This is a genomic window from Mycobacterium sp. DL592 (assembly GCF_011694515.1).
Lineage (GTDB): Bacteria > Actinomycetota > Actinomycetes > Mycobacteriales > Mycobacteriaceae > Mycobacterium.
The window spans coordinates 922,336-940,482 of the sequence record NZ_CP050192.1 but is presented as its reverse complement, the minus strand read 5'-3'; the positions used below and the strand labels follow the sequence as shown (position 1 = coordinate 940,482).

Below are 18,147 nucleotides of genomic sequence, written 5' to 3'. Positions count from 1 at the left end.
CGAGTCTGGACCGCCGGCCAGAGTCACGCAGGCGCGTATCGCTTCCCATCGTGGAATTCACCGAAGCTGCACCTTGGCCCGCGTAGATGAGCCAAACTGATTCCGCCGCGTGGCGTCCACTGCTGGCGGCTTCAGTCGAGAGCACGGCGATGGGAATCCCAATGGCAGGCAAGTTCGAGCTCTATAAAGACAAGGCTGGCGAGTTTCGGTTCCGCCTGAAGGCCGCCAACGGAGAAGTGATTGCGGTCGGTGAAGGCTACAAGACCAAAGCCAGCGCGCTAAACGGCATCGAGTCCGTCAAGAAGAACGCGCCCGACGCCAAGATTGACGACCAGACCGAGTAACACCGGCCAGACCGGCGCAGCTGACCCACCGAGCGGCCCACGGCGGAGCCGTTCTCTGGTGTACGGACCAGCGAGAGCCTCGGCGGATCGGTTTCGAGCACGCGCGCTCGGACTTTGATACTGTCGTGAGCGAGCAAGCGGAGTTGCTCTGATGGGGTTGGGAGCACCGGACTCTTTGAGGCCGACGACCAACTTACGAGTCCGCATCTCGGCCGTACATTGCGTTTGCTTGGGTAGGCCGAAAGTCAGTTTTGTCGACTTTCGGAAGCAGGCCCAGCAAGATGAAAACCCCCACTCTCGCAAGGCGAGTCTCTCTGCGTCCTGATTCGTTCAGCCGCCGAGAGACTCGCCTTTTGCGTTCCAGGCGAGGGGGTTTCGCGACGACGTAGCAACTAGACACCTTCAGTTCGCGGCACTGCGCTACGCGCTTTGGCGGCGATGTGCTGCACCCAAGATGCAAGTGAGACCCCATGTTTTCAGAGAGGACCTGTTATGACCATGACCAATGAAGAAGTGCTTGAGCGCATTCGTGCCAAAGGAGGTATTGCGGCGACTTGCTATTGCAAGGGTTTGCCACCAGCCCGTGCGGTGGCGTGGAACGACAATGAGGAGAGCCCGTCCTTCGGAGTCACGCCGCTGATGCTGCCGCCGCCACACGACGTGCTGGTCGTGGCGTCGTGGGATGAAAGCCCTTTCGCACCCCATGTATGCCGGGTGGAAGTGCTTGTGTTCGGGCCTGAGGATTGCCAGCATCCCATGCTGACATTTAAGCGGCCCGAACACGCGATGGCGTTCGTCGAGCAACTGGTTGCAGTGACAGACGAAGCATGGGCCGACGAAGACGAGGCGGGTGCCCGATGACGACGAAGAGTAGCGACCGGCTCTCAATGGTGGAGACGCGGCAAGAGCAGTTCATCGATCCGTTGGGATTCGCCCTGTTTGGACTGGCACGAGAGGGCTCGGTGCCGTGGGTTGACGTGGACACCGCACGGCAGTCGCTGCATCTCGGCCCAGGCGAGAAGCATGTCGCGAACATGGTGGAGCTGGACTATCCCGAATTCGACTTCGACCGATGCGACTTCCGGTTGCCGTTCGCAGATGGCGAGATTGGTGGAGTTATCGCCACGCATGTCCTCGAACATCTCGCCGATCCTCGCCCGCTGATTCGCGAGGTGGCTCGCGTTCTGGCACCGGGATGTCCGTTTAACGTCCTCGTGCCGTATGGCAACTCGCTGATGTACCTGCAGGACCTCGACCACAAGACCCCGTTTGTGCTGGACACCTGGAAGAACCTGCTCTGCAACAGCCACTACGACAACCACTACGGTCGGCCCGAGATCCCACTCATTATCGGGGCGAACTTCAAATTCGCGATCAAGGAAGGGAACGAAGCACTCGTCACCCAGCTAATCAAGGCCCGCCAAGCGCCCGGGCGGTAGTCATCCTGGCGGAATGCCGACCCGGTTGGCCCCTACCCTTTGGGGGGCTTTCCGGGTCGGCGTCAGCCACGTTAATCAGCAGGAGATGGCGCGCGTCGGGGACGCCTGCTTACGTAGTTCCAGATCGAATGGTCAAGCGCTCCAACAGGCTTCTGCAGCCTTGTAGCTGCTTCTCGAACGAGGCGCATCACTTCCGTGTAATCGACTGAGCGACCCAAGGCTTCCTCAACGAAGCGGCTCACCAAGACATCTGGTTTCACGCCATCGTTGCCGAGGAGCATCAAGAAATACTCCCAAGTGATCGGACCAAGACCCTTTGTGCCGCAGTATGCATCACGCTGTGCGACGGATCCTGGCTGAACATCCGTGGAGTGGACGACTCCGACTGCCACAAAACGCTTCGCGGCGTTCACGATCGCCTCCGCCTTGGTAACCCCGCCCGTCTTCTGTCGGTTCGCGAGAACCTCCATCAATTGGCCGGGGTCCATGCCCGCGAGCACCTCTAGATCATCCCAACTCTCACGACCAGAGACGTCACGATACCGAAGCAACGAACCGCGGATGCCTGTCGTCGGGTCATTGCCATACCTCGCCTGAATCGACAGCACTGCGTCGATAAGCGCTAGCTCAATATTCCCGGGCCAGCCATCGAACATTTCCTTCCACTCGACGATGGTGCCGTCAATGTGCGCAAGTAGCTTGTCGAGATCGGCAGATGCGATCGCCTCAGCCATTGGGTTCCCCTCTTCCGGATTCACCGGCAGATTACTGCGCCCCACCGACAACGGTTGGGCCTTCGCTCAGCTCAGGGGGTTAGCTACGGCGACAGGTGGTACGCCCGCACGCCGGGGTAACGCCGGGGTGAGACCCAATTTTCGCGGTTAGATAGCCGAACTAGCGATCAGAAAGCACCAGCTAGCTGGGCAAATACCGTGCCCCCAGTCGGACTCGAACCGACACTGTGCGGATTTTAAGTCCGCTGCCTCTGCCAATTGGGCTATGGGGGCGTCGCAGCTCAAAAACTACTTCAGGGTGATCGGGCAAAGCTTCAGGGCTCCCACTTGAACCCTTGGGGCCAGAGTCTCAGCGGCCTCGCCTGTGGACAGCGACTACTCCAGCCAGATGAGTCAGGCCATCAGACACCAGATCACCGAGGCGGAAGCGGGCCGTTGGGATCTGCGTATCGGCGCGGTTCCATCGCCGGCGGCGGGGGATCGATCCAGGCCGGGTCAAGAGGCGGGGGTGTATAGCGATAGTCCTCGGAAAGCTCAGAGAGATGACCTGGCAGGCCTGTAAGCGGGTATCCGCGCCACCAGATCAAATCGTCATCTTCGCCGGGCTCTCGAGATTCTGCACCTGGCCAATCTTCTTCTAGGTCGAGTAGGTAGTAGTACAGCGCCGGGTTGTCGGCCTCGTTCCATCGGCCGGGGTCTATGAGTGACCTTCGGGTGTCGCGGGCCAAGCCCCAGGTGCGATTCGAGGGGGGCGTGACGTAGACCAGACGAACTGACGAACCGTGCGTCCACGCGTGAGACACCAGGAATATGCACCGTCCAGGCCCTGGATAGGCGGCAGCGTTAGCGTTGCGGACCTCTATCTGATGCAGAAGGTCCTGGAGAACCCCGGCCGCGAACTCGCAGTCCGCGGCGGTCGGAGTCTCGTCAGGTGCGGGCTCAGTTGATGGGTGCATAGTTGTTCACCCACGGCGGCGTCAGCGTCCAGTTTTTCTCTACTTCAACGACTCCGCTGCCACCAGGGAGGGGATACATCGTGATCACTCCTTTTGCCCGCCGCCGGGCACGTCGTAGCTGGGGTTGGTGTTGGCCACAATCCTCATCGTCAGACTCTCGCCGGTGTCGGTGCAACTGGGTAAACCGAGAAAGCCCGATGTGCAGTGAGCTTTGTTGATCGGCACGTCGTAGACCAGGGTTCCAGCCTGGTTCTCCTTAGGACGACTATGGGAAATCAGATCTTTGAATACGTTCGGGTTGATCAGTCCGTGCTTCCAGTAGATCTTGTCCCAACCGAATCCCTCCTTTGTAGCGGCGTTGTAGTACCCGCGCCTGAGCACAACGTGGTTGCCGTCGAGGTCTGTGGCTTCAGCGATGACGTCGTTGACGGGGTACGCCGGATCAGGGGGTGGGGCGAGCGGAACATCCAACGCTTGGATGGTCTCGGGCAGCTCAGCAAATCGTACCTCGCTCAATTGCGTTGTTACGGAGCCGATTCTGGCAGCGATGTCTTTGTCTGCAGCACTCAGCGCAGCTGCACGGGCGGCGATCGCGCCAGCATGTTGGCGCATGGCAGCAATGCGTAGACCATTGTTCTTGCTGGTGTCGGTGACCGAAAGATCGTCACCCACAGTGAATCCCGCTTCGCGGGCTTCGTTGATGGCCTCGACGGTCTGCCGTTTGAGGTAGTCCAGCCGGTCCGCACCGCGTCGGGCGACTGCCGCAGCTTCGCTCAGCGCATCAGCAAGGCCGCGCACCTTCACCAAATCACTGAAAGTCCGTTCGTGGGCTGCGTCAGCGGCTGCCCCTTCCCACGCTGCACCTCCCGGCGCCAGCGTGCCGCGGTGGACGCCATCGAATGTCTCTTCCCAGCACTCCGCCGTGCTTGTCCAGTCAGTAGCCGCCCGGTAGAGGTGCGTGGTGTCCCAGCCCAGGATTTGCGTCAGGCTCGGACCTCCGGCACTCGCATCAGCAGGCATCTACGCTCGCGACGACTCGATACGAAGCGCAGACAGCCGCTGAGCGGAAGCATCGTCGTTGCTCCTGAACTGCGTCGCTGCTTTGGCCACCTTGTCGCCTGTAGCGTGCACTCGACTAGCCAACACCGCCGCGGTAGCGCTAATCGCTGCGTAAGCCCCGCCTACCGCCTTCCCCGTGGCTTGGAATGGCGGTCCTGCCACCCCCGTAGAAACGTGGCCAGCTAACCGCTCTGCGCCAGCCGAGCACCGCGCCGCCAGTACCTGCAGGCCTTCACCGCTGACCTCCAGTGTCCCCATGTGCCAAGTTTGTGACCAATCCAGCCCGCTCAGCAACTCACCAATCATCGAAAGAGACGGCCGACGACGGTCCAGTCGGGTCGCAGACGCCGGTAGCGTGGAGTGATCACCCACGCCCACTGCGAGGAGAACCATGCCCGTCACCTTGATCAATCCCGACGGGCTGCCCGAGGTCGGGCTCTACCAGCAGGTGGCGGTGGCCAGCGGAACGCGCCTCGTCTTCATCGCCGGCCAGGTCGCGCGCACCGCTGAGGGCGCCGCAGTCGGAGTGGGCGATCTGGCCGCCCAGGTCGAACAGTGCTACCGCAACCTCGGCACCGCCCTGGCCGCCGCCGGTGCCACGTTCGACGATGTCGTGAAACTGACTGTCTACCTGGTGGATTGGACCCCCGACAAGATGGAGCCCTTCACGCACGGGCAGCCCGGGCCTTCGAGGCCATGGGCATTGACGCGCCTACCCCACCACTGACCGGCATCGGCGTCGCCTCTCTCGCCGAGCCCGACCTACTGGTGGAGATCGAGGCCACCGCCGTCATCGACTGAGTGACGGCCCCAGCGCCACACTCACATCGAGTGAGCGTCCAGGCCGAGATTTCGCGGCGATTCTCGTCCTGAGCGCTCACTCGACGGCGACGCATCGACAAACGCGCGACGGCCCCGCTCAGTTATTGCTGTTCGGGCACGAAAGAGTCAGGTAGACAGTGGTGCTCGGGGGCGGGTTGCCGCCCTTGTACCCGTCGACCGAGGTGATCTTGCACGACGACAGCACGCTGTTGCCCGAATAGCCTTCACCGTTGTTGATCTGCACGATGTAGCCCTGGCTCTGCAGCGCCAGCAAGGCGTCGGCCGCATTCTGGTTCTGGTTGAACGCCTTCGGCGGCATGTTGATGATGCCCTTCTCGACGGGCGACGGCGCGGGTCCCGGAGAAGAACTGGTGCTCGACGGTGCCGGCTCCTTGACGTCGCGAGAGCATCCAACGGCCGCGCTGCCCACGGCGACGAGCGTCGCACCGCCGGCCACGACAGTGATCAAACGGGTCCATCCGGTGCCGCTCATCTCGTCCCTCCGCATCTGATCACACCCGGGCGGTGTGATGCTGTACAAAACGCTAACCAACGGCAACGCCGCAGTATTTCGTATTCGCCAATTGTTCACCCACACAGCACGACACCCCGGGGATGAGCGTCCCGGGGTGTCGTGAGTCAGTTACTCAGGCGGCCACAGCCTCCTTCTGCGGTGCGGCAGGAGCGGGCTCGTCGAGCATCGTCAGCTCGTCGAACGGATCCTTACCCGAGAGCACCGAGTTCACCTTGTCCATGTCGACCGTCTTGGTCCACGACCCCACCAGCAAGGTCGCCACCGCATTGCCGGAGAAGTTGGTCACCGCACGCGCCTCGGACATGAACCGGTCGATACCGACGATCAGGCCGACCCCGTCGAGCAGTTCGGGGCGATGCGCCTGCAGGCCACCGGCCAGCGTCGCCAGCCCGGCACCGCTCACCCCGGCCGCGCCCTTGGAGGCCACGATCATGAACACCAGCAGACCGATCTGCTGACCCACCGACAGCGGGCTGCCCAGCGCGTCGGCGATGAACAGCGATGCCATTGTCAGATAGATCGCGGTGCCGTCCAGGTTGAACGAATACCCGGTCGGCACAACCACTCCCACCGTGCTCTGCTGCACACCGAGGTGTTCCATCTTTGCGATCAGCCGCGGCAGCGCCGACTCCGAGGACGATGTCGCGAAGATCAGCAGGTACTCCCGCGCCAGGTAGCGCACCAGCTTGAAGATCGACACCCCGGATACCGCCCGCAGCAGCGCGCCCAGCACACCGAAGACGAACACGATGCAGGTGAGGTAGAACCCGAACATCAGCGTCAGCAGGTTGGTCACCGCGCTCCAACCGGTCTGGCCCACCACGTTGGCGATCGCGCCGAATGCACCGATCGGCGCCAGCCACAGCACCATCGCCAGGATCTTGAACACCAGCCGCTGCAGGTGCTCCACCCCGCGCAGGATCGGCTCGCCCTTGCCGCCCATCGCCTGGATGGCGAAGCCGACCAGCAGCGCCACGAACAGCGCCTGCAGCACGTTGCCGTCGGTCAGCGACGAGAACAGCGACGTCGGGATGATGTGCTGGATGAAGTCCATCACCCCACCGGACTCATGCGCCTTCTCGGCCAGCTCCGCGCCCTTGCCGGCCGCCGACGGCGACAGCTTGAGGGTGCTGCCCGGATGCAGCAGGTTGCCCACCAGCAGGCCGATGGCCAGCGCGATCGTCGACATCGCCAGGAAGTAGACGAACGCCAGCCCGCCGACCTTGCCGACCGTGGCGGCTTTGCGCACCGAGCCGATACCCAGGACGATCGTGCAGAAGATCACCGGCGTGATCATCATCTTGATCAGGCTGACGAACATGGTGCCGAGAACGCCGACCTCCTTGCCCACCCCCGGGGCAAGCATGCCGACGATCACGCCACCGATCACCGCGGCGATGACCGCCAGGTACAACCAATGGGTCCGATCGCGGTGCTTCTTCGGCGACGGCGTGTCGCCGCCGCGGCTTTCCAAAACCGTCGTCATAGTCGGTTTCCTTCCAGTTCACGAGCATGTGGTCTGTAAGGATGGTCATACCCAGCGTGAGCCAGGTCACGCTTTAGTTCATTAAGTACAACGGCGGAGGTGCGCACATGGCAGTGCTGCCCCGATCGCTGGCCGGGCAAGCCTTCGCGCTGCAAGCCGCCGTCATCGCCCTGGTGGTGCTGGCCGGCAGCGCCCTGGCGCTCTACGACGCCAAACGTGACGGTGACCGGGCCGCCCGCGAACAGGTCAGCGCCATCGCCGTCGCACTCGCCGATGCGCCGTCGACCGCCCAGGCCATCGAAAACCACGACGCCACAACGGTTCTACAACCCATGACCGAGGCCGTCCGCAAGGGCACCGACATCGCGTTCATCACCATCATGGCCCCCGACCGCACCCGGTTCACCCACACCAACCCCGCCATGATCGGCGGCAGATACATCGGCAACATCGAACCCGCCCTGCGCGGTGACACCTTCACCGAGGTCTACACCGGCACCCTGGGCCCCTCGATCCGCACCGTCGCCCCGGTCCGAAACGGGAGCGGGCAGGTCATCGGGCTGGTCGCCGCCGGCATCACCGAACGCAGCCTGGCCCAACGCTGGCGCGCCCAGTGGCCCGCGATCGTCGGGATCGGCCTTGGCGCGCTGGCACTTTCGTTCATCGGCGTCGCCGCCATCCGGCGCCGCATCCTGCGTCAGACCCGCGGCCTGGCCCCCGACGAACTGCGGGTGATGTATGACCACCACGACGCGATCCTGCACTCGGTTTCCGAAGGCCTGATCGTGCTCGACCGCGACCGCGTGGCCCTGGTCAACGACGAAGCCCGCCGGCTGCTGGGCCTTCCCCCGGGCCCCATCGACCGCGCCGACCTGCCGGAGTTCCTGCGCGGCAACGACCCCGGGGTGCGCGACGAGGTCCGCGTCACCGACCAACGCGTACTGGTGGTGAACCGTTCGGCGGTCAGCGTCTCGGACTCCGAAGTCGTCACCATCCGCGATCGCACCGAACTGCAGGGCGCCCTCGGCGAACTGAGCGCCCTGCAGATGTTCAGCGAATCACTGCGCGCCCAGGCACACGAATCGGCCAACAAACTGCACACCGTCATCACGCTGGTCGAAATGGGCCGCCCCGACGACGCCGTGAAGTTCGCGACCAAAGAGCTGGCCCTGTCCCAGCAACTCGTCGACCGGCTCTCCGACGCCGTCGGCGAACCCGCACTGATGGCCCTGCTGCTCGGCAAGTCCGCCGAAGCCGACGAACGCGGCATCGCACTGACCGTCACCGAGGACACCCACCTCCCCGCCGAGGCCGACCACCTGATGCTCACCCCGCAGGAGATGGTCACCGTGCTGGGCAACCTCATCGACAACGCGATGGATGCCTGCGACCGTGACGACCCCTGGATCGAGGTCACCGTCAATCAGGACGACGAGCGGCTGCTGATCACGGTCGCCGACAGCGGCCCCGGTATGGACGCCGACACATTCGGCCGCGCCATGCAGCGCGGCTACTCCACCAAGTCCGGAAATGACGCGGGCCACCAGGGCCTGGGCCTGGCGCTGATCGCCCAGATCGTCAAACGCCACGGCGGAACACTGCGCGCCGACCTCACCTACGGCTCGGTGGTGAGCGTGAGCATCGAGAATCCCCGCTCATGATCACCGTCCTGATCGTCGAGGACGAGCCGCTGATCGCCGAAGCCCACCGGACGTATCTGCAACGCGTGGACGGCTTTTCACTGTCCGGGGTGGCGGCCACCGCACGCGACGCGATGCGCATCGCCTCCGAGGCCGCCGCGACCGACTCCCCCGTCGACCTGGTACTGCTCGACCTCGGGCTGCCCGACGCCAGCGGGATCGCCCTGGCCTCGGCACTGTCGGGGCTGCGCCCCGCACCGGACATCATCGCGATCACCTCCGAACGCGACCTGGAAATGGTGCGCGCAGCCGTCTCCCACGGCGCACTGGCCTACCTGCTCAAGCCGTTCACCTTCGCGGCGTTCCGCGACCGGCTGGAGCGCTACCGCCGCTACCGGACCGCCCTGCCCGCCGGCACCGAAGCCGCCAGCCAGGCCGAAGTCGACCGCGCCCTGGCTGAACTGCGCAGCAGCGACCGATCGGCCGCACCCAAAGGCGCCGCGCCGGGAACCAATGACGAGATCGCCCGTGCCGTCCGTGACAGGGCCGACGCCGTCACCGCCGACGAGGTGGCCAAACACGTCGGGGTCTCACGGGTCACCGCGTGGCGCTACCTGGAACGGCTGGCCGACGAGGGCACCGTCATCCGGCACACCGAATACGGCAAGACCGGGCGGCCGAGCACCCGCTACCGCTGGCGGTGACCAAGGTGGTCACGCGGCCACCTGTCCGATCACCTCGGTGCCCGCCGCGATCACGACCACCGGTCGCGGGAAGCGCAACGCGGCGCAGGCGTCATCGAGGGATTCGTCCACCCGGGCGGCCAGTTCACACAACGGATGCTCGTCGTTGGCGAAAAACGTGCCGCCACCGATCCCCAGGCAGGTGAGCAGAAGCTGGCGTTGGCGACGGATGTGCTCCATCTGGGCGATCATGTCGCCGACGGCGGCCGGATAGCTCACGAAATCCCCGTCGGCCGTGCCGACAGCACAATGGAGCCCGACCAGATTCAGCCGCCGATGCGCCAGGACCTGGCCGACCGCCAAATCCGCGTCATGAGAGTCGAATACGAAACCGGGCCGACCGATGGCCGCGCCTTGCGGCCGCATGCGCAGGAGCACATTCAGCTGCCTCTCGCCATCGGCATCGCCGACGTTTTCGATGCTCCCCGCGGTGCCCAGCACGACGCGGCTGACACCGAGCATCACGACGCGTTGTACCTCGACGGCGGTCAGCGAATCGGTGTGGACCGTCATCAAGCTCGGGTGGATACCTGACGAGAGGGCGGTGCACAGCTCCGTCATGCTCCGGACGTCGACCGCCAACCGATGGTCCCGCACCCACGGTGCAATCGCCTCGTCGGCAAGAATCGCGGCCGGCAGCGATACCTCCGCCGGAGACAACGACTTGCGGCAGGTCTTCAGTTGACGCATCAGGGCGTGCTCGACTGCCGAGTGTTGATCGTGGCGGCGCAACGAATCCTGCCGTCCCCGGACGATCGACCGAATACTGGTGGACAGAGTCACCGAACACCTTCTTCGACAAGAGCCGCTGGCCTACTGCCGGTGGCGCCTACTCCACGATGACGTGCAGCCACCACGAAGTCGGCAATCCTTGCGATCTCTTGACGGCCCCCCGCCCAAAGATTGACGTTCTGTTGACCCTTCTAGGCGTGTCGCTTCGCAGCGCCGGAGTTTTTTCATTGTGGTTGCGCATCCACGTCCAGCATTGCCACCACGACGTCGTATCGAGCGGTGACATCGGCCCGATCGGCCGGTTCTAGAACGGTTCGTAGGTTCGAGCGCTGGATCATGTCGGCCTGATTGCGCAGAATCTGGCGACGATCGGGATCCGGGGTCTGCTCGACGATCTTTGTCACCGCGTCAAGCTGCCGGATCATCACTGCCGGCATCCCGTCAGCAGCCTGGCGAATCTTCTCGAACGCCCGCTCGACGAGCCGGTCGAAATGAGCCTGGTTGGCAATGACACGGATAAGCCCGCTGTCGTCGCGGCGAACCGGTTCCGGATGCCAGGTCCTCGAGATGCGGCACAGACAGTCGCCGAGCCAGTCGATGCATGTCATCGCGGTGAACGTGTCGTTGACCGCCGGCGAGAGCGCTCGCAGGGCGATCTCGACGAGCTGGTCGAAGCCGAACGAAATATCTTGGGTGAGAGTGCGATACGGTCCCGTGACATGCCCGCGCTGGAGATTACGTTCGACGTATTCCGCGGCCTCGGCAGGCCAGACGCTCGCCAGGATCTGTCCTCGCACCAGGAAATGTCCGGGACGGTAGGGCAAGTGGATGACCGCGTCAGCCGATGCGGCGATCTTCAGCAACGTGTCGTGCCTGATGACCTGTAGGTATCCACTGGACGGGGTGCGTATCACAGCTCCCGACTCGGCGATTCTGGCGAGCAACTCCGCTCTTGACGGGCCTCGCGCCGCGCCGAGGGCGAACGACGTGTCGGTGCGGCCCGCCACGTCGATCTCACGAGCCAGGTCACGCGCAATGCCCGCAATCACCTGTGGCAGTTGGATCATCGATGCCACATGGTTGAGGAAGTAGATCAACACGGCCAGATCCGCCAGGGTCAGGACCAGCGCGACCGTGACCGACAGATGGGGAACGAACTCGCCGGTCGACCCGCTTCCGACGGACACCAGCGTGAGGATCGTGTAGAAAAATGTGGCCACGAACGTGCCGAGCGTGACTTGCGTTCCGCGATCGCGGATGAAGTTGCGCAGCATCCGAGGCCCGAACTGAGTTGATGCCAGCGTCAGGGCCACAATCGTGATCGAGAAGACGATGCCGATGACGGTCATGACCGCGGCGGCGACCGCAGTGAGGATCTGCCTGGCTGAGTCCGCCGTCCCACTCAATACCCACGACGGCAGGTGCAGGTCACCGTGGTAGGCCGCGCGGTCGACCGCGTAGGTGCAGATGAACAGAACCAGCACCACAACAGCCTCGATCGCGGGTACGACCCAGAGGTTGGTGCGAAGCGCCTCACGGCGCCAATCCGCCTGCAGATAAGCCTGACTCGGCATCAGAGGGTCCACTCACCTTCGATGTGACGTGGCGCTGTTGGCCCAACAGGGTTCACGACTTCTCCAAATGTCCGGGAATCAGCTTAGTCCGTCAGCTACCGGGCCGAGCGCAAGCGCCGGCAGGTATTCCAGCCCGACGACAAGCAGTGTGGCGGCCACGATCAGCCAGATGAACGTCAGCGAATGGGTGCGCAGTGTCCCTGCGGTGATGACGCCGGGCTTCTGGGACGCGAAGGCACCCGCCACGGCGAGGACGGCGATGATCGGCAGGAATCGTCCCACCACCATCGCGATCGCCAACGCGGTGTTGTACCAGGTTGTGTTACCGCTGAATCCGGCGAACGCACTGCCATTGTTGGCAGCGGAACTGGTGAATGCGTACAGCACTTCCGAGAGTCCGTGCGGCCCGGCGTTGAGCATCGAGGCCCGTTCGCCGGGGCGCGCCATCGCGATCGCGGTGCCGATCAAGACCGCTGCGGGCAGCGCCAGTATGTAGATGCTGACGAGCTTCATGTGCCGGGCACCCAAGCGCTGCCGGAGGTATTCCGGTGTCCGGCCAACCATCAGGCCGCCGATGAAGACCGCGAGCAGCACCATCATCACCAGGCCGTAGAGGCCACTGCCGGCACCGCCGGGTGCCACCTCGCCGAGCATCATATTGAACATCAGCACCGCACCGCCAAGGCTGGCGAAGCTGTCGTACGAGGAGTTGGCCGCACCGTCGCCGGTGGCGGTCGCCACCTGCCCGAACACGGCGCTGCCGGGCACGCCGAACCGGGTTTCGGTGCCCTCGAACGCTCCGCCGACAGCCTGCACGACGGTGCCGTGCGTCACCCACGTCACCGCGATCATCGCCGCTGTCCCGATCAGGAAAAGCACTGCGGCAGCAGCGAATAGCGCCCAGCCCTGCCTGCGGTCGCCGACCATCACACCGAACATGCGCAGGAACGCAAGCGGAATCAACAGCATCGCCGCGATTTCCACCGCGTTCGTCAGTGGGGTCGGGTTCTCGAAGGGGTGGGCACTGTTGACGTTGAACGCGCCGCCGCCGTCGCCTGACATCAGTTTGATCGACTCCCAGGTAGCCACCGGGCCGCCCAGAATCGTCTGGTCGTCGCCAGCCAGCGTCGAAACCTCCTGCGCCCCAGTGAAATTATTGACTACACCGAGCGCCAGCAGAACCAGGGCCACGATGACCGAAAGTGGAAGCAGGACGCGCACGACCGAACGCACCAAGTCCGTCCAGAAGTTACCGAGCTGCTCGTTCTGGTATTGCGCAAGGCCCCGAATCAACGCGACGGCAACACACATCCCTACTGCCATGCTCGCGAATGCCTGCACACCTAGCCCGACGATCAGCCCGACGTGCCCGAGGGTGGCTTCCCCCGCGTAGTTCTGCCAGCTGGTGTTGGTGACGAACGAGATCGCGGTGTTGAACGCCAGGGCCGGCGTCATACCCTGGTGGCCCCACGGCTCGGGTAGCCGGGTTTGCACCAACAGCAGCCCGTAGAGGAACAGCACGCTCACCGCGGAGAAGGCGAGGACCGAATACCCGTACGCGCTCCAGCGTTGCTGGCCGTCGGGGTGCGCACCGATCAGCCGATAGATCACCCGCTCGACCCGCCAGTGTCCGGTGTCGGAGTACACCCGGGCCAGGTAGTTGCCGACGGGTACGTGCAACGCGACGACGAGCAGGACGATGACGATGAACTGCAGGAGCGCTGCTGCCTCCCACTGGGATGGACCGCCGATAACGGCAACCCCCTTCATAGGCGTGCTGAAACGAGTTCAACCTAGGGAGCTGGGCACCCCGATGGCGTCCGTGGTAACGCGTTCCATACGGGGCGCCGCCACGGTGTTGACGGGACCTTGACAGGTGACCTTTGGCCATTGACGCCCTCGTGATCCCGAATCGAGGATTATCTGGCTTCGTCAACAAATCTGGGGCGTTGAGCGGAGGCTGGGGAAGTCCGTTAAGGCGTCGTGCTCAAGTGTAAAGAAAGCGTCAACGGAGGCGGTGGGGGCCGTATCCGGATCTAACTTCGTCATGTTCGCCGAGTGCGAGCGCTGTTTCGTTGTGAACGGAGAGACATAAGACATGGGTGTCGTCATATTCATCGTGCTGACGGTGGCGATCTTCGCCCTGCTCGGCCTGGTGCAGAAGTTGGTCGAGCGGCTGTGAACTACGAGAACGCCGTTGGCCTGGTCCTCGCGGTGCTGCTGGCCCTCTTCGTGGCTGCCGCATTGCTGTTCCCGGAGAGGTTCTAGTGACTAGCACATCGGCGGGGATCGTGTTCCTCGTCCTACTGATCGCTGCCCTGGCGGCCGTGCACGTGCCGCTGGGCGATTACATGTACCGGGTCTACAGCTCCGAGAAGGACAACCGCGTCGAGCGGGTCATCTACCGGCTGATCGGCGCCGACCCCAAGTCGGAGCAGACCTGGGGCGCCTACGCCCGCAGTGTGCTGGCCTTCTCGGCCATCAGCGTCCTGGTCCTGTTCGTCTTCCAACTGGTCCAGGGCAAGCTGCCGCTGCACCTCAACGATCCGGCCACCCCGATGACGCCGGCGCTGGCGTGGAACACCGCCATCAGCTTCGTCACCAACACGAACTGGCAGGCCTATTCGGGCGAGTCGACCCAGGGCCACCTGGTGCAGATGGCCGGCCTGGCCGTGCAGAACTTCGTCTCGGCCGCGGTCGGTATGGCAGTCGCGGTCGCACTGGTGCGCGGCTTCGCGCGTCACCACGCCTCCGAGCTCGGAAACTTCTGGGTCGACCTGGTGCGGGGCACCCTGCGCATCCTGCTGCCGATCTCGATCGTGGCCGCCATCGTGCTGATCGCCGGCGGCGCGATCCAGAACTTCCACCTGCACGACCAGGTGGTCGACACCCTGGCCGGCGCCCAGCAGACCATCACCGGCGGCCCGGTCGCCAGCCAAGAGGCGATCAAGGAACTCGGCACCAACGGCGGCGGGTTCTACAACGCCAACTCGGCGCACCCGTTCGAGAACCCCACCACCTGGACCAACTGGCTGGAAATCTTCATGCTGCTGGTGATCAGCTTCTCGCTGCCGCGCACGTTCGGTCGCATGGTGGACAGCAAGAAGCAGGGCTACGCCATCGCCGCGGTGATGGGCGTGCTGGCCGTCATCAGCGTCACGCTGATGCTCCAGTTCCAGTTGCAGGCTCACGGCACCGTCCCGACGGCCGTCGGGTCGGCGATGGAAGGTGTCGAACAACGCTTCGGCGTCGCCAACTCGGCGGTGTTCGCCGACGCCACCACCCTGACCTCCACCGGCGCGGTGGACTCGTTCCACGACTCCTACACCAGCCTGGGCGGCATGATGACACTGTTCAACATGCAGCTCGGCGAGGTCGCCCCCGGCGGCACCGGCTCGGGCCTCTACGGCATGCTGATCCTGGCGGTCATCACCGTCTTCGTCGCCGGCCTGATGGTCGGACGCACCCCGGAGTACCTGGGCAAGAAGATCACGCCCCGCGAAATCAAGCTCGCGGCAAGCTATTTCCTGGTCACCCCGCTGCTGGTGCTCACCGGCACGGCGGTCGCGATGGCGATGCCCGGCCAGCGGGCCGGCATGCTCAACAGCGGACCGCACGGGCTGTCGGAGGTGCTCTACGCATTCACCTCGGCGGCCAACAACAACGGATCGGCGTTCGCCGGGATCAGCGTCAACACCGAGTGGTACAACACCGCACTCGGACTGGCGATGGTGTTCGGCCGCTTCCTGCCGATCATCCTGGTGCTGGCGCTCGCGGGTTCGCTTGCCCGCCAAGGCCATACCCCTGAGTCCATCGGCACGCTGCCCACCCATCGGCCCCAGTTCGTCGGGATGGTCGTCGGGGTGACGCTCATCCTGGTGGCCCTGACATTCCTGCCCGCACTCGCACTCGGGCCCCTCGCAGAAGGAATCCACTGATGAGCACCCCCACCATCGCCGCGCCGCACAAGGCGGCCGAGAAGAAGACCCAAGGTGGCCTGCTCGACCCGAAGATGCTCTTGACGTCCCTGCCGGACGCCCTACGCAAGGTCGATCCGCGCACGCTGTGGCGCAACCCGGTCATGTTCATCGTCGAGATCGGCGCGGTGTGGAGCACCATCCTGGCGATCGTCAGCCCCAGCTGGTTCGCCTGGCTGATCGTGTTCTGGCTGTGGTTGACCGTGATCTTCGCCAACCTCGCCGAAGCCGTCGCCGAAGGCCGCGGCAAGGCGCAGGCCGAGTCGCTGCGAAAGACCAAGGCCGACACCATGGCCCGTCGCCTCAACGGCTGGTCGCCGGGTACCCCCGGCACCGAGGAGGAGATCGCCGCACCGCTGCTGGCCCAGGGCGACGTGGTCGTCGTGGAAGCCGGACAGGTGATCCCCGGCGACGGTGACGTCGTCGAAGGAATCGCGTCGGTGGACGAATCGGCCATCACGGGCGAGTCCGCACCCGTCATCCGGGAGTCCGGCGGTGACCGCTCAGCGGTGACCGGCGGCACCACGGTGCTGTCGGACCGCATCGTCGTCAAGATCACCCAGAAGCCCGGCGAGAGCTTCATCGACCGGATGATCGCACTCGTCGAGGGCGCCAACCGGCAGAAGACGCCGAACGAGATCGCCCTGAACATCCTGCTCGCGGCGTTGACGATCATCTTCATCTTCGCCGTCGCCACCCTGCAGCCACTGGCGATCTTCTCCAAGGCCAACAACCCGGGCGTCCCGGACTCGTTGGCGCTCACCGGCGACGGTGTCACCGGCATCGTCATGGTCTCGCTGCTGGTGTGCCTGATCCCGACCACGATCGGCGCGCTGCTGTCGGCCATCGGCATCGCCGGCATGGACCGGCTGGTGCAGCGCAACGTGCTGGCCATGTCGGGCCGGGCGGTCGAGGCCGCCGGCGACGTCAACACCCTGCTGCTGGACAAGACCGGCACCATCACGCTGGGCAACCGGCAGGCCGCGGACTTCGTTCCGCTGCCCGGGGTCTCCCCCGAGCAGCTGGCCGACGCCGCTCAGCTGTCCAGCCTGTCTGACGAAACCCCCGAGGGCCGTTCCATCGTGGTGTTCGCCAAGACGGAGTACGGACTGCGGGCCCGCACCCCCGGCGAGCTGACCGGAGCGACCTGGGTCGAATTCACCGCCACCACAAGGATGTCGGGCGTGGACCTGGACAACGGCCACCTGCTGCGCAAGGGCGCCGCGAGTTCGGTCGCCGACTGGGTGCGAAGCCAGGGCGGCGTGATTCCCCCTGACCTCGGCACCATCGTCGACGGCATCTCCGCCGCCGGCGGCACCCCGTTGGTCGTCGGCCAGGTCGTTCGAGAAGGAGGCGACGCGAAAGCCGAAGTGCTGGGCGTGATCCACCTCAAGGACGTCGTCAAGCAGGGCATGCGGGAGCGCTTCGACGAGATGCGCAAGATGGGCATCCGCACGGTGATGATCACCGGCGACAACCCGTTGACCGCCAAGGCGATTGCCGACGAAGCCGGTGTGGACGACTTCCTCGCCGAAGCCACCCCCGAGGACAAGCTCGCGCTGATCAAGAGTGAACAGGCGGGCGGCAAGCTGGTCGCGATGACCGGCGACGGCACCAACGACGCACCCGCGCTGGCTCAGGCAGACGTCGGCGTGGCGATGAACACCGGCACCTCGGCGGCCAAAGAGGCCGGCAACATGGTCGACCTGGACTCCGACCCGACGAAGCTCATCGAAATCGTCGAGATCGGTAAGCAGTTGTTGATCACCCGCGGTGCGCTGACAACGTTCTCGATCGCCAACGACATCGCGAAGTACTTCGCGATCATCCCAGCGATGTTCGTCGCCCTGTTCCCCGGCCTGGATCTGCTGAACGTTATGCGGCTACACAGCCCGCAGTCGGCAATCCTGTCCGCGGTGATCTTCAACGCGATCGTCATCATCGCGCTGATTCCGTTGTCGCTGCGCGGTGTTCGCTACACCCCGAGCAGTGCGTCGAAGTTGCTGAGCCGCAACCTCTACGTCTACGGCCTGGGCGGCATCATCGCCCCCTTCATCGGGATCAAACTCATCGATCTCGTCATTCAATTCTTGCCAGGGATGTGAC

Annotated in this window: 16 protein-coding genes and 1 tRNA gene; 9 read left to right on the top strand and 8 right to left on the bottom strand. The window is 64.5% G+C overall.

What is annotated here, in order from left to right; all coding sequences use genetic code 11:
• Nucleotides 1-161: 161 nt before the first annotated feature.
• The 3 genes from HBE64_RS04605 to HBE64_RS04595 all read left to right on the top strand — a co-directional run bounded on the left by HBE64_RS04605 (nt 162) and on the right by HBE64_RS04595 (nt 1,783).
• Entirely contained in the window at nt 162-344 is a 183-nt protein-coding gene (locus HBE64_RS04605) for a YegP family protein (protein ID WP_167108682.1), read from the top strand.
• 492 nt (nt 345-836) lie between these two features.
• On the top strand, nt 837-1,205 hold the full coding sequence (locus HBE64_RS04600; RefSeq protein ID WP_167098286.1) for a hypothetical protein: 369 nt from the start codon (nt 837-839) through the stop codon (nt 1,203-1,205).
• Nucleotides 1,202-1,783: a methyltransferase domain-containing protein gene (locus HBE64_RS04595; RefSeq protein WP_208300566.1), complete on the top strand. Its 582-nt coding sequence runs from the start codon at nt 1,202-1,204 to the stop codon at nt 1,781-1,783. The genes HBE64_RS04600 and HBE64_RS04595 overlap by 4 nt, the downstream gene beginning before the upstream one ends.
• A gap of 71 nt (nt 1,784-1,854) precedes the next feature.
• On the opposite strand, the gene HBE64_RS04590 is transcribed toward HBE64_RS04595, so the two are convergent.
• The 3 genes from HBE64_RS04590 to HBE64_RS04580 form a co-directional block, all read right to left on the bottom strand.
• Nucleotides 1,855-2,517, bottom strand: coding sequence for a hypothetical protein (locus tag HBE64_RS04590; RefSeq protein WP_167098283.1), 663 nt, complete (start codon nt 2,515-2,517; stop codon nt 1,855-1,857).
• A 199-nt stretch (nt 2,518-2,716) separates the two neighbouring features.
• Nucleotides 2,717-2,790, bottom strand: a tRNA-Leu gene (locus HBE64_RS04585).
• Between the two features lie 767 nt (nt 2,791-3,557).
• Nucleotides 3,558-4,493, bottom strand: coding sequence for a hypothetical protein (locus tag HBE64_RS04580; RefSeq protein WP_243841495.1), 936 nt, complete (start codon nt 4,491-4,493; stop codon nt 3,558-3,560).
• A gap of 430 nt (nt 4,494-4,923) precedes the next feature.
• Here HBE64_RS04580 and HBE64_RS04575 point away from each other — a divergent pair, with 430 nt between their 5' ends.
• Nucleotides 4,924-5,259 carry a RidA family protein gene (locus HBE64_RS04575; protein ID WP_371744093.1) on the top strand — a complete coding sequence of 112 codons (336 nt, stop codon included), beginning with the start codon at nt 4,924-4,926 and terminating at the stop codon, nt 5,257-5,259.
• A 192-nt stretch (nt 5,260-5,451) separates the two neighbouring features.
• Here HBE64_RS04575 and HBE64_RS04570 read toward each other — a convergent pair whose 3' ends face one another.
• Together HBE64_RS04570 and HBE64_RS04565 are read right to left on the bottom strand one after the other, a co-directional pair.
• Entirely contained in the window at nt 5,452-5,847 is a 396-nt protein-coding gene (locus tag HBE64_RS04570; protein ID WP_167098280.1) for a hypothetical protein, read from the bottom strand.
• A gap of 154 nt (nt 5,848-6,001) precedes the next feature.
• The gene (locus HBE64_RS04565; protein ID WP_167098276.1) at nt 6,002-7,375 is read right to left on the bottom strand and encodes a cation:dicarboxylate symporter family transporter; all 1,374 of its coding nucleotides are present in this window, start codon (nt 7,373-7,375) and stop codon (nt 6,002-6,004) included.
• Between the two features lie 107 nt (nt 7,376-7,482).
• Here HBE64_RS04565 and HBE64_RS04560 point away from each other — a divergent pair, with 107 nt between their 5' ends.
• A complete protein-coding gene (locus HBE64_RS04560; RefSeq protein WP_167098273.1) occupies nt 7,483-9,036 on the top strand; it encodes a sensor histidine kinase in 1,554 nt (517 codons plus the stop codon).
• Nucleotides 9,033-9,719, top strand: a complete 687-nt coding sequence (locus tag HBE64_RS04555; protein WP_167098270.1) for a response regulator — start codon at nt 9,033-9,035, stop codon at nt 9,717-9,719. Before HBE64_RS04560 ends, HBE64_RS04555 begins: the two co-directional genes overlap by 4 nt.
• Nucleotides 9,720-9,728: 9 nt before the next feature.
• Here the strand turns inward: HBE64_RS04555 and HBE64_RS04550 are convergent, their stop codons facing one another.
• The 3 genes from HBE64_RS04550 to kdpA (HBE64_RS04540) all read right to left on the bottom strand — a co-directional run bounded on the left by HBE64_RS04550 (nt 9,729) and on the right by kdpA (HBE64_RS04540) (nt 13,834).
• Nucleotides 9,729-10,541, bottom strand: coding sequence for a LysA protein (locus tag HBE64_RS04550; RefSeq protein WP_167098267.1), 813 nt, complete (start codon nt 10,539-10,541; stop codon nt 9,729-9,731).
• A 173-nt stretch (nt 10,542-10,714) separates the two neighbouring features.
• Complete coding sequence (locus HBE64_RS04545) at nt 10,715-11,974, bottom strand: DUF2254 domain-containing protein (protein ID WP_243841494.1); 1,260 nt, start codon at nt 11,972-11,974, stop codon at nt 10,715-10,717.
• A gap of 168 nt (nt 11,975-12,142) precedes the next feature.
• A complete protein-coding gene (kdpA, locus tag HBE64_RS04540) occupies nt 12,143-13,834 on the bottom strand; it encodes a potassium-transporting ATPase subunit KdpA (RefSeq protein WP_167098261.1) in 1,692 nt (563 codons plus the stop codon).
• Between the two features lie 408 nt (nt 13,835-14,242).
• Here kdpA (HBE64_RS04540) and HBE64_RS04530 point away from each other — a divergent pair, with 408 nt between their 5' ends.
• From HBE64_RS04530 to kdpB, 3 genes are read left to right on the top strand one after another with little or no spacing between them, the layout of a single operon-like run.
• The gene (locus tag HBE64_RS04530) at nt 14,243-14,332 is read left to right on the top strand and encodes a potassium-transporting ATPase subunit F (RefSeq protein WP_156432735.1); all 90 of its coding nucleotides are present in this window, start codon (nt 14,243-14,245) and stop codon (nt 14,330-14,332) included.
• A complete protein-coding gene (gene kdpA / locus HBE64_RS04525; RefSeq protein ID WP_167098258.1) occupies nt 14,332-16,002 on the top strand; it encodes a potassium-transporting ATPase subunit KdpA in 1,671 nt (556 codons plus the stop codon). Before HBE64_RS04530 ends, kdpA (HBE64_RS04525) begins: the two co-directional genes overlap by 1 nt.
• The gene (gene kdpB, locus HBE64_RS04520) at nt 16,002-18,146 is read left to right on the top strand and encodes a potassium-transporting ATPase subunit KdpB (RefSeq protein WP_167098255.1); all 2,145 of its coding nucleotides are present in this window, start codon (nt 16,002-16,004) and stop codon (nt 18,144-18,146) included. Before kdpA (HBE64_RS04525) ends, kdpB begins: the two co-directional genes overlap by 1 nt.
• The last annotated feature ends 1 nt before the right edge of the window (nt 18,147 follow it).